The organism is Ralstonia flatus (assembly GCF_958439105.1).
GTDB classification, from domain to species: domain Bacteria; phylum Pseudomonadota; class Gammaproteobacteria; order Burkholderiales; family Burkholderiaceae; genus Ralstonia; species Ralstonia flatus.
Genome location: NZ_CAUDLI010000001.1, coordinates 274,054 through 286,259, shown reverse-complemented (window position 1 = coordinate 286,259; position 12,206 = coordinate 274,054). Strand labels below are relative to the sequence as shown.

General features: G+C 60.6%; 16 protein-coding genes and 1 tRNA gene. 4 read left to right on the top strand and 13 right to left on the bottom strand.

All coding sequences use genetic code 11. From position 1 onward, the window contains the following. The first annotated feature begins 80 nt into the window (after positions 1-80). From R2676_RS01350 to R2676_RS01335, 4 genes are all read left to right on the top strand, one after another. Entirely contained in the window at positions 81-1,388 is a 1,308-nt protein-coding gene (locus tag R2676_RS01350; RefSeq protein ID WP_206275273.1) for a replication-associated recombination protein A, read from the top strand. 79 nt (positions 1,389-1,467) lie between these two features. After that, positions 1,468-2,784, top strand: coding sequence for a serine--tRNA ligase (gene serS / locus R2676_RS01345; RefSeq protein WP_206275024.1), 1,317 nt, complete (start codon positions 1,468-1,470; stop codon positions 2,782-2,784). 79 nt (positions 2,785-2,863) lie between these two features. Then, a tRNA-Ser gene (locus R2676_RS01340) sits at positions 2,864-2,953 on the top strand. Between the two features lie 52 nt (positions 2,954-3,005). Then, positions 3,006-3,596, top strand: a complete 591-nt coding sequence (locus R2676_RS01335) for a recombinase family protein (protein ID WP_206275025.1) — start codon at positions 3,006-3,008, stop codon at positions 3,594-3,596. A 221-nt stretch (positions 3,597-3,817) separates the two neighbouring features. Here the strand turns inward: R2676_RS01335 and R2676_RS01330 are convergent, their stop codons facing one another. From R2676_RS01330 to R2676_RS01270, 13 genes are all read right to left on the bottom strand, one after another. Next, the gene (locus R2676_RS01330) at positions 3,818-4,756 is read right to left on the bottom strand and encodes a rolling circle replication-associated protein (RefSeq protein WP_206275026.1); all 939 of its coding nucleotides are present in this window, start codon (positions 4,754-4,756) and stop codon (positions 3,818-3,820) included. 459 nt (positions 4,757-5,215) lie between these two features. Next, positions 5,216-5,764 (bottom strand): BAR domain-containing protein, encoded by a 549-nt coding sequence (locus R2676_RS26145; RefSeq protein WP_410482513.1) that lies wholly within the window; start codon positions 5,762-5,764, stop codon positions 5,216-5,218. An 88-nt stretch (positions 5,765-5,852) separates the two neighbouring features. After that, positions 5,853-6,050, bottom strand: a complete 198-nt coding sequence (locus tag R2676_RS01320) for a hypothetical protein (protein WP_206275027.1) — start codon at positions 6,048-6,050, stop codon at positions 5,853-5,855. A gap of 84 nt (positions 6,051-6,134) precedes the next feature. Further along, positions 6,135-6,326 carry a hypothetical protein gene (locus R2676_RS01315; RefSeq protein ID WP_316887204.1) on the bottom strand — a complete coding sequence of 64 codons (192 nt, stop codon included), beginning with the start codon at positions 6,324-6,326 and terminating at the stop codon, positions 6,135-6,137. Positions 6,327-6,540: 214 nt separating this feature from the next. Next, positions 6,541-7,233: a DNA cytosine methyltransferase gene (locus tag R2676_RS26140; protein WP_410482514.1), complete on the bottom strand. Its 693-nt coding sequence runs from the start codon at positions 7,231-7,233 to the stop codon at positions 6,541-6,543. A 164-nt stretch (positions 7,234-7,397) separates the two neighbouring features. Continuing rightward, the gene (locus tag R2676_RS01305) at positions 7,398-8,228 is read right to left on the bottom strand and encodes a zonular occludens toxin domain-containing protein (protein ID WP_206275029.1); all 831 of its coding nucleotides are present in this window, start codon (positions 8,226-8,228) and stop codon (positions 7,398-7,400) included. Between the two features lies 1 nt (position 8,229). Further along, the gene (locus R2676_RS01300; RefSeq protein WP_206275030.1) at positions 8,230-8,559 is read right to left on the bottom strand and encodes a DUF5455 family protein; all 330 of its coding nucleotides are present in this window, start codon (positions 8,557-8,559) and stop codon (positions 8,230-8,232) included. A gap of 12 nt (positions 8,560-8,571) precedes the next feature. Next, entirely contained in the window at positions 8,572-10,005 is a 1,434-nt protein-coding gene (locus R2676_RS01295; protein ID WP_316887199.1) for a hypothetical protein, read from the bottom strand. Between the two features lie 228 nt (positions 10,006-10,233). Next, the gene (locus tag R2676_RS01290) at positions 10,234-10,485 is read right to left on the bottom strand and encodes a hypothetical protein (protein WP_206275032.1); all 252 of its coding nucleotides are present in this window, start codon (positions 10,483-10,485) and stop codon (positions 10,234-10,236) included. A 269-nt stretch (positions 10,486-10,754) separates the two neighbouring features. Then, positions 10,755-11,261 (bottom strand): hypothetical protein, encoded by a 507-nt coding sequence (locus tag R2676_RS01285; protein WP_206275033.1) that lies wholly within the window; start codon positions 11,259-11,261, stop codon positions 10,755-10,757. Between the two features lie 9 nt (positions 11,262-11,270). Then, positions 11,271-11,417, bottom strand: coding sequence for a hypothetical protein (locus R2676_RS01280; protein WP_206275034.1), 147 nt, complete (start codon positions 11,415-11,417; stop codon positions 11,271-11,273). A 4-nt stretch (positions 11,418-11,421) separates the two neighbouring features. Next, on the bottom strand, positions 11,422-11,841 hold the full coding sequence (locus tag R2676_RS01275) for a hypothetical protein (protein ID WP_206275035.1): 420 nt from the start codon (positions 11,839-11,841) through the stop codon (positions 11,422-11,424). Continuing rightward, positions 11,838-12,167 carry a hypothetical protein gene (locus tag R2676_RS01270; protein ID WP_206275036.1) on the bottom strand — a complete coding sequence of 110 codons (330 nt, stop codon included), beginning with the start codon at positions 12,165-12,167 and terminating at the stop codon, positions 11,838-11,840. Before R2676_RS01270 ends, R2676_RS01275 begins: the two co-directional genes overlap by 4 nt. Between the last annotated feature and the right edge of the window lie 39 nt (positions 12,168-12,206).

Genomic DNA, 12,206 nt, shown 5'->3' with positions numbered 1-12,206 from the left:
GGAAGCGGCCGGCGGACGGATTCTGCGACAATCTCCGCATGAACGCTTCCGCATCTCTCTTCCCGGACGCGCCCGCCCACATGCCGCTGGCCGAGCGTCTCCGCCCCCATTCCGCCGACGATGTGATCGGCCAGCAGCATCTGCTGGGGCCGGGCAAGCCGCTGCGCGTCGCCTTCGCCTCCGGCGAACCGCATTCGATGATCCTCTGGGGGCCGCCCGGCGTCGGGAAGACCACGCTGGCGCGGCTGATGGCCAATGCGTTTGACGCAGAATTCATCGCGCTTTCCGCCGTGCTCTCGGGCGTCAAGGACATCCGCGAGGCCGTGGAGCGTGCGGAGCAGTTTCGCGCCAATGGCCGACGCACGCTCGTCTTCGTCGACGAGGTCCATCGCTTCAACAAAAGCCAGCAGGACGCCTTCCTGCCGCACGTGGAAAGCGGGCTGTTCACCTTTATCGGCGCGACGACGGAAAACCCCTCGTTCGAAGTGAACGGCGCATTGCTGTCGCGTGCCGCGGTGTACGTGCTCAAGAGCCTGTCGGACGACGAGCTGAAGCAGCTTGCCGAACGCGCACGCCAGGAGCTGGGCGGGCTGGAGTGGACGCCCGCCGCACTCGACGCCATCGTCGCGTCGGCCGACGGCGATGGCCGCAAGCTGCTCAACAACGTGGAAATCGTCACCCGCGCCGCGCGTGCGCAGGCCGAGGGCGATACCGTTCCGGTGATCGACGAGGCGCTGCTGGCCTCCGCGCTGTCGGAAAACCTGCGCCGCTTCGACAAGGGCGGCGATGCCTTCTACGACCAGATCAGCGCGCTGCACAAGTCCGTGCGCGGCTCCGATCCGGACGGCGCGCTGTACTGGTTCTGCCGCATGCTCGATGGCGGCGCAGACCCGCGCTATCTCGCGCGCCGCATCGTGCGGATGGCGTGGGAAGACATCGGCCTGGCCGACCCGCGCGCCGGCCGCATCACGCTCGACGCCGCAGAAACGTACGAACGCCTGGGCTCGCCGGAAGGCGAGCTGGCGCTGGCCCAGGCGGTGATCTACCTGGCCATCGCGCCCAAGTCGAACGCCGGCTATAACGCCTACAACGCGGCGCGCGCCTTCGTCAGCCAGGACAAGTCGCGCAACGTGCCCGTGCATCTGCGTAATGCGCCCACCAAGCTGATGAAGGAACTCGGCTACGGCCATGCCTACCGCTACGCGCATGACGAGCCCGAGGCCTACGCCGCCGGCGAAACCTACTTCCCCGACGATCTGCCGCCGCAGAACTGGTACGTGCCGACGCCGCGCGGCCTGGAGGGCAAGATTGGCGAGAAGCTGAGGCACCTGCGCGAGCTGGATGCGCAGTGGCACGCCGAGCACGACAAATCCTCTCGCAACAAATAGGCCCCACGGGCCGGTACGATAAAATCGGCGTTTTCGATCGTTCAGATCGCTCGCAATCTTCGGTTTCCTTTTTCCCACCATGCTTGATATCCAACTGCTGCGCAAAGACATCGACGCCGTCGCCGCGCGCCTCAAAGATCGCGGCTACGTGCTCGACGTGGCCGGCTTTGCCGCGCTCGAAGCGGAACGCAAGGCCATCCAGACCCGCACCGAAGAGCTGCAGGCCCGCCGCAACAGCCTGTCCAAGCAGATCGGCATGCTCAAGGGCAAGGGTGAGGACGCATCGGGTGTGATGGCCGAGGTGTCGGGCATCGGCGACGAGCTGAAGGCGTCGGCCGCGCAACTCGACGTGGTGCTGGCGAAGTTGCAGGACCTGATGCTGTCGATCCCGAACCTGCCGCACGAAAGCGTGCCGGCCGGCCGCGACGAGACGCAGAACGTGGAGGTGCGCCGCGAAGGCACGCCGCGCACGTTCGACTTCCCCGTCAAGGATCACGTGGACCTGGGCGCCGCGCTGGGGCTGGATTTCGATGCGGGCGCCAAGCTGTCGGGCGCGCGATTCACCGTCCTGAAAGGGCAGGTGGCGCGTCTGCATCGCGCACTCGCGCAATTCATGCTGGACACGCACACGCTTGAGCACGGCTACACCGAAGCGTACGTGCCGTACATCGTCAACGCTGCGTCGATGCGCGGTACGGGCCAGTTGCCGAAGTTCGAGGAAGACCTGTTCCGCGTGCCGCGGAAGATGGGGCACAGCGCCGAAGGCGAAGACGGCGAGCGCGTCGAGAATTTCTACCTGATCCCGACCGCCGAAGTGCCGCTCACGAACCTCGTGCGCGATGAGATCGTGGCCGCCGATGCGCTGCCGATGATGTTCGCGGCGCATTCGCCGTGCTTCCGTTCCGAAGCCGGCTCGTACGGCAAGGACACGCGCGGCATGATCCGCCAGCACCAATTCGACAAGGTCGAGATGGTGCAGATCGTGCAGCCCCACACGTCGTTCGACGCGCTGGAAGCCATGACGAACGCCGCGGAGAACATCCTGCGCAAGCTGGAACTGCCGTTCCGCACCGTCGTGCTGTGCACCGGCGACATGGGTTTCGGCAGCACCAAGACGTACGACATCGAGGTGTGGATCCCGGCGCAGAACACGTACCGCGAAATCAGCTCGTGCTCGAACATGGGCGATTTCCAGGCGCGCCGCATGCAAGCGCGTTTCCGCAACGCGCAGGGCAAGCCGGAACTGGTCCACACGCTCAACGGTTCGGGCCTCGCCGTGGGCCGTACCCTGGTCGCCGTGCTGGAGAACTACCAGAACGCGGATGGCTCGGTCACGGTGCCGACGGTGCTGCGTCCGTATCTGGGCGGCCAGGAAGTGCTGAAACCGGCAGTTTGATGAGTTGTGCCGACCCTCTTGATCAGGTCGGAAAATTTTTGTTATACTCGCGGTTTCGCGATTCAGCGACCCAGTTACCGGAGAGGTGGCAGAGTGGTCGAATGTACCTGACTCGAAATCAGGCGTACCGGCGACGGTACCGTGGGTTCGAATCCCACCCTCTCCGCCATACCTGCCTAGCCAAGTTAGACTACCGAGAAACAACAGTTTCGAGGGGGTCTATGTTGTACGGCTACGCACGAGTCTCGACGCAGGAACAAGAGACTCACGCACAAACCGACGCACTCGCGAAAGCAGGCGTCGGTTTTATTTTTTCTGAGAAACGGAGCGGTGGCAGCACCATCGGCAGACCGGAGCTTGAGAAAATGCTGCGCGTCCTAAAGCCGGGCGACACCGTCGTTGTCTACAAGCTAGACCGCATTGCACGGTCGCTTAAAGACCTACTGCGCATCATCGAACGAATAGAAGAGAAGGGCGCGCAGTTTCGGTCGCTGACTGAATCACTCGACACCACCACACCAGCGGGCCGCATGCTCTTCCACATGGTCGGAGCGTTTGCCGAGTTCGAGCGCGAACTGATACGCGAACGTACACGCGCCGGGATGGCTGCTGCAGTAAAACGAGGCGTGAAGCTCGGCAGACACTTCGCGCTCACAGCAGAAGAAGAAGCAGAAGCGCTAAGGCTATGGCAGTCCGGAAAGATGACGCGTACCGCAATAGCGCGCCAGTTTGGTGTGCACCTAAGCAGCATCAAACGTGCAATTAAGCGCCACAAGGAAAGGCAGCAGCCAAGCCTTTTAGACGCAGCATAACCGGAGCGAGACCCATGGGAGTTCAAGACCGTAAGTGGTACGCAGATGCAATCCGTGAACGCGAAGCGCGAGAAGCATCCCAAAGAGCGCAGAACCAACCGCAGACAGTAACGCGGACACCGGCAACGCCTCGCGATAGAGCCCTGAAACGCATCGACATCCTTGTCAAAATCGCTCTATGGCTAGGCGTCATCGCGTTCGTCTACAACAGAGCGCGCCACCTAGGCCTGCTGTAAGTCCACCGGTCTACAAGCACTCGCGAAATACGACGATCCGTCAAGTGCGACGAAACATCTGATATCCGCGATGTCGAACTCAGCACAGAGCGTGGTGAGCACGTCTTTAATGGCGTCGGCACAGTCACCGCGATTGTTCTCAATCGCATAAACGACGGCCTCAGGCACATTGATCCCACGGCTTGTGTAGTACTTCTTCTTATTGAACCGCGTATCAGCAATCTCTTTGCCGATGTACTTGGCGATGTAGCTCGCCAGCGCGTCAAGCCTCCATTGCTTGCCGAAGTGAGCGCCCTGCGGATTGCGGATGTGGCAGTAGCCCTTGCCACGTCCGCCGACGACCTTCAGCCATGCACGCCGAGCGAGGTTGAGCGCAGCGCGACCTGACACAGCAACGTGCATGTGCCATGCCCCGCGTTTCTGAGGCTCAGGAACAGCGATGTAGTGGAACTCGCGGTGCCGGGCCATGACCCGCCGAAAGGCGTCCCACAGCTTCAGGAAACGCTCCAGATCGGTAATGCACTCACGAGTGGTCAAGGTGATCATGTGCGTAACACGGGCCGTCTTGCAGCGCAGGCGCACGTTCTGTTTGGCACGCTTAGCCGCTGACTTCACGCTTGCGGCACGAGCATCCTTGTCTTCCTCTGTTTCAGGCTTCGAGCCGCGCGCACGACGGGGCAGGTTACGCAGATCGCCCAGGCGCTGCACAACCGTACGGCGGTAGCCACTGAACTCAACGCTACCGTCTTCAAATGCCCGCACCTTAGCGATCATGTCGTGACGCGCCGGGCCTTCCGGCCAGAACTCCGCATCGGACTCTTCGCGCTCGATCCTGCGAACCTCTACGCTCGCACGGTGCGCGTCGCTCCCCCAAATGGACGCTTGGCCGTCTTCATAGTTTTCTGCTATCGTAGTTTCACGCATGGTAGGGTGTCCAACCGTTAGAGCTACCGTGTAGGCCCCGAAGCGTTGGCGCGCTTGCGGGGCTTTTTCTTTGGCCGGCCAGCCCGCGAACCCTTGGTGCGCTTGGCTTTCCGTCCTTTCTTTCCGTTAAGTGTTATTACTACAAGTAGGGCGGGCCTTCGGCCCGCCCTTGCCGGGGCGCTGCGCACCCTTCGGCAAGGGCTCCGCCCCAACACACCCGCCCATCCCCACCGGATCGGTCCACAAGCCACGAAAAGCAAGCTTGCAAAGGGGTGGGTGGCACCCCGGCCGCGCCTCGCGCTATGCGGCCTCGCAAAGACCCGCTACTCGGTCCCGCTGGCCGCACTGGCCGTGCGACAACCGCCGGAGATCCTGCCCACGCCCCACCTCTACCGCATGGTCAAAGGCGCCGACACTCCCGACGCTAGACGTTTTCCGTTACGAAGCACCGCGTAACGACTACTCCGGGAAAATCTTGCCCTTAAGCAAGCCACGATAGAGCGAAGCGTTATAGAACGGCTCCATAGCCTGATCAAAAGCGGCCGACTGCGCCAAGCCGGCCCGACGCTTCGGCGTCAACATCTGCGCGACAACACCCAACAACGTGGCCCAGTCCTGATCGCTAACGCGTTTTCCGTTACCTAGCGTAACGACCTTTTGTGCCTTCACCGTCTCCAGCTCACGCTCAAGACCTTGACCCCACCGCGTCGCCTGCTGATGAAGGCGAACCGCGCGATCAAGACGCTCCTGCAAATCCACCAGCTCCAACCGCCTTGCTTCGGCACGATCATTGGCCGCGACCAAATCCCCGCGCATTACCTCGTACGCAGCACGCAACCGAGCCAGCTCTTCACGAAGCGCATCAACCTCAACGCGGCAATCATCGTACGCATCAACGTCTGAAAGCATTTCCGTTACGGTCATGCGCTTAGTAACGGATTTAGCATCTACCGGCTGCAGCGCCTTGCGACGCGCTCGAAACGCAGCCTGGCGCTCAGCGTTGGTCATGGCGTGAGCCTTGCGCGGACGACCACGGCCACGCTTATGCTCTACACCAGGCAGTTCACCTGTCACGTTATCCGTTACGTCACGCATTTCAGCCCCACACCTTAAACGCGACAACAACACACAGCACCAAGAGAGCGCCTACGCCGACAACCACCGCCACCCTGCGATGAAACGCACGACGACGGCAATCCTCCAGGAACATCTCACGGATCTCAGGAATGGCCATCAGCTCGGCCTCCGTAAAAGAGGGTCCCGAGCCAACATGATTATTCGTTACGTCACGCATATTAGCCTCCCGATGTGATGAATTCATTTTACGTTACTGGTAACGGATATTCAATTACTGTTACACTTTTGTCCGTAACGGAAATTAACCGTGCGACCAATGCTGCGTGCCGTCATACGCGGCGCTGCGCCGGAAATGCCGCGGCGGCGCTGCGTCGTCCGGGATATTGGTGATGCTCGGCGGCAAATCCACGACGCCCCGGCCCATGACCTGGTCATCGTTAGCACGCCAACCCTGCGGGCCAAACTCCTGCGCACGCTCATCACGATGGCGCACCGAGACATCTACCCCGACACTGTTCCCCTGAATACACATCTGCCCTGCCACCGCGCCACCATTACCGCCAGCGCGAAAGCGGGACACTCCCAACGCTAGACCGTGACCACCCGGGGCCGACCACCGATCGAGCAGTCACAGTGACCGACCTGGCTTCAACGGCGCCGGCCGAGTCACAAACGTGACCGAGCTGCCGTGACCGCTCCAGGATCTGTCACGCCAGGTCGGTCACCGCTTCCCGCCGACGCTGCATGCGCTTACGACACGCCGGCAACGCCAACACCGCTCTTCCACCCACAGGCCGACCACAGCCGCAACCACAAAGCCTCACCGAATCAGCAGGAACAGCCCCAAGCACGGCACGAGCGAGCGCAACAGCCATCAACACAGGCACGCCATTACCAACCGCCCGATAACGCGCACCCAACGTCAGCTGATCCAACTCCAACGGCTCAGACAACCCTTGCAGCTCACAGAAGCGCGCCCAATCTCGCCGCCCATCACGATTGCCCTCCGACGCCACACAACACGGCTCCCAATCGGCAAGCATTGGCCCACGCTCGACTGTCATCACATAGCCGCCACGATGGCCAAACTGAAAATGACGTGGGCGATTCTGGGACAGTCCGACCTCCCGGGCATTGAGGTCAATCCGCTGATGCGAGTAGCCGTCAATCCGCAAATCCGGAACAGCAGGGACGTTTTCCATCAACCACCAAAGCGGCCGGGCCTCGCGCACAACACGCTCAAACTCGCCAATCATCTCCAGCCCATAACCAGTAGGAGGCGTGCGCCGAGCGCGCGAAAAATCAGGACAGGGGGGGCCACCAATAACGCCATCAAACCTACCCGGGACAGCATGAAAATCCCGAATGTCACCACCGAACAGAGGATCAGGCCCGCGCACCACAGAGAAGCCGACTTGCTCGAAACCACGGCCGAACAAATCGATACCCGGAAACAACGACAGAACGAGCTGTGACTGAGCTGGCGTGCCAGATCCTGGAGCGGTCACGGCAGCTCGGTCACACCGTGACTCGCCGGCGGCAACGTAAGCCAGGTCAGTCACACTCACCACGAGGGGCACCTCGAAATAAAGTTCGACCACTCGCGCCACTGCTCTTGCGTGATGATGCCCGCCTCACGCAGCTTAAGAATCTTGCGTCGCTCGTTCAGCTTCGCCTCTATGCCGCGCACCTTCTGCGGTTGCAGCCGGCCATGCGTGTACCAACCGGGCAGGTAGCTGTAGGGTGCCTGCGATGCATCTTCCTTGAACACCTGCCGGGTGTCATATGCCGGGTACAAATCCTCGCCCTTGTACCACCAGCGGTCAGCCACCATCGCGTTGAACTCAGTGCCATACAGCACCTTTGCGACATGCAGTTTCGGGAGCTTCAGCTTGACCTTGCCGAGCGTGACCGTATCGATCAAGCCCGACAGGAAAGGAATTTTCAAACGATCAAAGCGCCGGCACTCGACCAAGTATTCGACAAGAGCATCGCGCACCTGACGGTCCACCTGACTGATGTGCTGGCAGATGAAATACACGTCCCAGCCTTTCTTTCGACTATGCACGAGCCAGTCAATCACGTCTTGCTGCCGCTTGTCCTGCCAGTTGCGTGCGTTGAGCAACTGCGAGACCTCATCGAGAAAGATGCCACCGTTTTTCGTTTCGTCGTAACTGTCATTGCCTCGCCCTAGGCTATCCAGATGCGCAACGGTGGGCTTGTCAGGCAGGCGCACAACACGCGGCGTTTTCGCCTTCGGCCCGCACAGCTTTTCGAGATTTAAATCAAGATTGGTAGCAACGGGCCGGCCCTCAGCCAACAAGTCGCGAATACGCCCGACCGTTGCCAAACTTTTGCCAGAGCCAAGACGGCCCGTGATGATGTAGATGGGCATGTCAGGCGCTCGCCACCAGCTTGATATTGCCCACGCCCCAGCGATACAGAAAGATCGCGGCATCAGCAGCGAACGCTGCATCAAGAGCGACGTTCAAGCTATCCGCACCGAGCAGCCACATCGCTGTATCTAACGCCGTGCCCAGGCCAGTAGGGAACGACTGGAGCAGCGCCTGCATTGCGATCCCAGACGCGGCCACCATGCCTGTGGTCAGCGTGGCAAACGCAGCGACGGCAGCCAACGCAAAGGCAACTTTCTCCGCGAAAAACTTCGCGAAGAACCCAGCGAGCGAGCCGAAAAGCCCAACCATCAAACTTGCAAGCAATGGCATAACAACCTCCGCTCACTGAGCGCCAGCGTTCGCGCTGGCAGTACGGTTCCAGATGTAGATCGCTGCGAGCGTGTACCACAGCCACGACAGCAACGTGCGCACATACGCCATGGAATCGCACGGGTCCCAACTGCCACGCCACGAGCCCCACGAAAACCACTCGACCGGCTGACACGTTCCACCGGGCAGCAGATGAGGCATGTGAAGATCGAACGAGCGGCCCTGATTCACCGTCGTGAAATTCGTCTGAGCGTCTTGACGCGTCTGCGTCAGATCAGACTGCGCGGCAGACACAGCGGCTTTCCCGTCTGCAACAGTCGGGGTGCCACTCTCATCAATCCTGCACGGCCCGGTATCTGCAAGCCCGCAGGTCTTTAACTCGACCTTAGGTTGCGTACCGCCACCGCCACCAACGACACCACTTGCCGGACCGCCACCGGTCTGCGTACCCGTGTCACCGCTGTCCTGATTGCCGGTCTGCGTCGTGGTGCCAGTGGACGGACACGTGCGCGTATTGGTCGTCGTTGCTTGATAGTTGAGCGGCGAACTACCCATGGTGGAACTGGTATTAGCCCGCGCCTGCACACGCACAGCAGTGTTCGTTGTGCAGGTTTCCGCGGAACCATCCGGCTTTGTATTTGTGGTCGTGCCGGACTTCGCACTCGGATCGCTCACCGTGTCCGAGCCATTGATCGTCGCAGGTTGCGTCTGCGCTGTTGCGGCCGCTTGCGCTTGCTCATCAGGCGTCATCGCGCGCCAGTAGTCAGGAAGCCCAGCCGAATTCGCAACCATCTGGCGATTCCACGCAGCCGCGATATCGGGATAGGCAACCGGAACCGGATCAACGACCGCAGCGGGATCGGGCTTACATGCCCCGGCCTGCACGGTGTAATTCTTAACACACGTCGCTTGCTGACTCACCGCCGAGGAACTTTCGTACACCGTGCCATCAGCAATGCGATACCTACACCAAAAATAGGTCGGGCTATCAGACGGATGCAGACCAAGATACGAAAGCCCAGCGCCACCGACAACCGCCGCACAGGCAGCACCGGGACTATCACCACACGCCTGCACCCCGCTACCACCGGCATAGCAAAACTGATAGCCAGTGAAACCACTATCGGTCGAATTGGAATTGACCTGCCCCTTCTTGCACCACCCAGTCTGACTCTGCAGACAACGCGATAACCCTTCGACGGCAAGCGTGCCGACCATCAACGCGATCATGGCGGGATTGACCGAACGGGCAGCAATTGCCGCAAGATCGCCAAGCCCGATAGTCGCCGTCTCAGCGATTGCAATCTGGCCGATGCGCTTACCCATATAACCAATTCGCGCAACACCATCACCGCCGATAGCAATACCCCCACCAGTGCCAGAGCTAGGCAACGCGCGAATCGTCTGATTCATCATGCGTTCGTAGTCCCAGTTAATTGCCCCCATGCTGCCGCCGCCCGTAATCGATGCAGACGACGAAAGAGACCAACACGCCAGCACAAACGACAACAACAGGATCAGCCATTGCCGAGGGCGCACATCACCGGGCGCACGGGCTTTCGTAAGCGTGACAGGCATAGAACACCTCAAACATAGGATCAAGCCGCGTGCCGCATGCGCTCAAAAACAAAAGGCCCGCGAGGGCCAGGGGAGCTAGCTTCGCGGGCCGGAACATCAAGCAACCTTGTTGACCAGCTTGCGGCCGATACGGAAGCCGATGTAGATGCCCCACACGATCACCGCAGCAGCGATGGCCTTCGTACCGAGGGCCGTGGCGTTCGACGTGGTGCTGTCGAACACCGGTTGCATGGCGGTCGGAAAATCGAACGTCGTCTCGGCACGCGCCGCAGCAGCACCGACCATACCGACCACGGCGACCGACGCCAGCAGCAGCTTGTGTTTCACACCTTCCAGTTTCGCCTTCATGATTCACCTCCAAAAATGGGCCGGTTGACAAATTGCCCGGCTTGGCCCGTCAACCGGTCAAAAGAGATCGAGCAACTTGCGCCCGAGCCGATACAGCGACCCGACAAGCCAGCCCGAAAAAAAGAACAACATGCAGAAGCCCGCATACGTTGCGAGGTCAGAGCCGCTGTAGCTCATCGCGTATTCCCCGCAATGAAACCGAGGCAAAAACACACCGCGAGGAAGCCCACTGCCAGCACCATGAAACCGTCATAGCTCATGCGTTTCTCCTACAGCCCTGCGGCCTCTATCGCGTCGTCGTACTGCCCTGAAAGCTTGTCGATTTGGTCTTGCAACTCGTCCCCACGGGCATGCGCCATCGCGTACTTGCGCAACCATTCCTGCGCATCAAGCTCCGCCTCTTCGCGCTCCTCTTCAAAGCGCTGATGCAGCATTTCGAGGCCGTGCGAGATATGCGCTAGCTCTTCAGCCTCGTCGTCCCAGTTCGCCAGCTTTGCCCCGGGGTCCATGCCGCCGTTTTTCTCTGCAGACCAAAGCCGATCCATCACAACGACGAGACGATCAGCAACAAGAGACGCCTTCAACGTGGCCGCATACTCACGATCCCGCGCAGCCATTTCCCTCTCATGCGCACAGTCTTCTTCGTCACGTGCTGCATCCCGCTTTCGGATTGCGCGCTCGCGTTTGACTTGCAACTCATCCGCCGCGAGCAAGTGCTGCTCTTGACCAGACTCGCCGTCATCGAACAACCCCGAGAACCAATCCGAGATACCCACGCTCGCCCCTTATCGATACGAAACTTGCGCCGTCGCCCGCTCCAATTCGTCGCGCACGTCCACGTCATGCAGCCAGTGCCACGACGCGGCATATGCCCAGCCGGCGCCGATCACAACCCCGACCAGCAACCACGCCACGCGCTTCCAGTCGTCCATGCCATCACCCGGCCAACCCGCAATCGCGGTCAGACACCTGCACGTAGTTGTCGATACACGCTTGATTCGCTTCAACGTGCACTTCAATCGTCGATTGCGCCCATACCTCGGCATGCAGATACGTCGCGCATCGAGCTAAAGGACTCGATGCGTCATTCATCAAGGTGGACAGCAAGGCGAGGAGAGCACCCTGCGCGTCATCATCGAAACGAAAGTTCGTGAACGAGTTCCCAGGGTCTTGCGTCACTCCCTTCAAGCGTTCAACCGAAAACCGGCTCAGCGGCACATCACCGTTCGAAACAGTCATCACGTCCATCTCCAAAGTCTTGGTGTCATGCGGATCAACCATCGCGACCCCCGTTAACTGAAAAAGCCCACGAAGGGTCATCCCCTCCGCAGGCTTGGCGTTGTACAGAACGATCACGATGCAGCGGCTTGCGCCTTCTGTGCGTTGGCTGCGGGCCGCACGTTCAGAGCCTTCAGGCCGACGATGCGTGCAACCAATTCACCATCACGCGAGACAAACAGCTTGCAGTCGGCCAGATAGTCACCGGGCGTGGTGTCCTTGAGTTCGTCGGCGACGTTCACACGGCCAACCTTGACTTGCGCGGCAGTGGCGCCGTTCGCATCAACGACTTCTTCGGTCAGGATGCATTGGGCTTCATGCATCGAGTAGGGACGGCCAGTCTTGGCCGAGACGCCGTTACGGCTGTTGATGGCGATGATGGTCAGCTTTTGAGTGTTCGACATGGTGGCTCCGACGAATGAGCAAATTGGTGTATGGTTAAC

Excerpts from the sequence above, each read along its gene's own strand:
- R2676_RS01350 (WP_206275273.1), top strand. The coding sequence starts at position 81 with ATGCCGCTGGCCGAGCGTCTCCGCCCCCATTCCGCCGACGATGTGATC.
- serS (WP_206275024.1), top strand. The coding sequence starts at position 1,468 with ATGCTTGATATCCAACTGCTGCGCAAAGACATCGACGCCGTCGCCGCG.
- R2676_RS01335 (WP_206275025.1), top strand. The coding sequence starts at position 3,006 with ATGTTGTACGGCTACGCACGAGTCTCGACGCAGGAACAAGAGACTCAC.
- R2676_RS01330 (WP_206275026.1), bottom strand. The coding sequence starts at position 4,756 with ATGCGTGAAACTACGATAGCAGAAAACTATGAAGACGGCCAAGCGTCC.
- R2676_RS26145 (WP_410482513.1), bottom strand. The coding sequence starts at position 5,764 with ATGACCAACGCTGAGCGCCAGGCTGCGTTTCGAGCGCGTCGCAAGGCG.
- R2676_RS01320 (WP_206275027.1), bottom strand. The coding sequence starts at position 6,050 with ATGCGTGACGTAACGAATAATCATGTTGGCTCGGGACCCTCTTTTACG.
- R2676_RS01305 (WP_206275029.1), bottom strand. The coding sequence starts at position 8,228 with ATGCCCATCTACATCATCACGGGCCGTCTTGGCTCTGGCAAAAGTTTG.
- R2676_RS01300 (WP_206275030.1), bottom strand. The coding sequence starts at position 8,559 with ATGCCATTGCTTGCAAGTTTGATGGTTGGGCTTTTCGGCTCGCTCGCT.
- R2676_RS01295 (WP_316887199.1), bottom strand. The coding sequence starts at position 10,005 with ATGGGGGCAATTAACTGGGACTACGAACGCATGATGAATCAGACGATT.
- R2676_RS01290 (WP_206275032.1), bottom strand. The coding sequence starts at position 10,485 with ATGAAGGCGAAACTGGAAGGTGTGAAACACAAGCTGCTGCTGGCGTCG.
- R2676_RS01280 (WP_206275034.1), bottom strand. The coding sequence starts at position 11,417 with ATGGACGACTGGAAGCGCGTGGCGTGGTTGCTGGTCGGGGTTGTGATC.
- R2676_RS01270 (WP_206275036.1), bottom strand. The coding sequence starts at position 12,167 with ATGTCGAACACTCAAAAGCTGACCATCATCGCCATCAACAGCCGTAAC.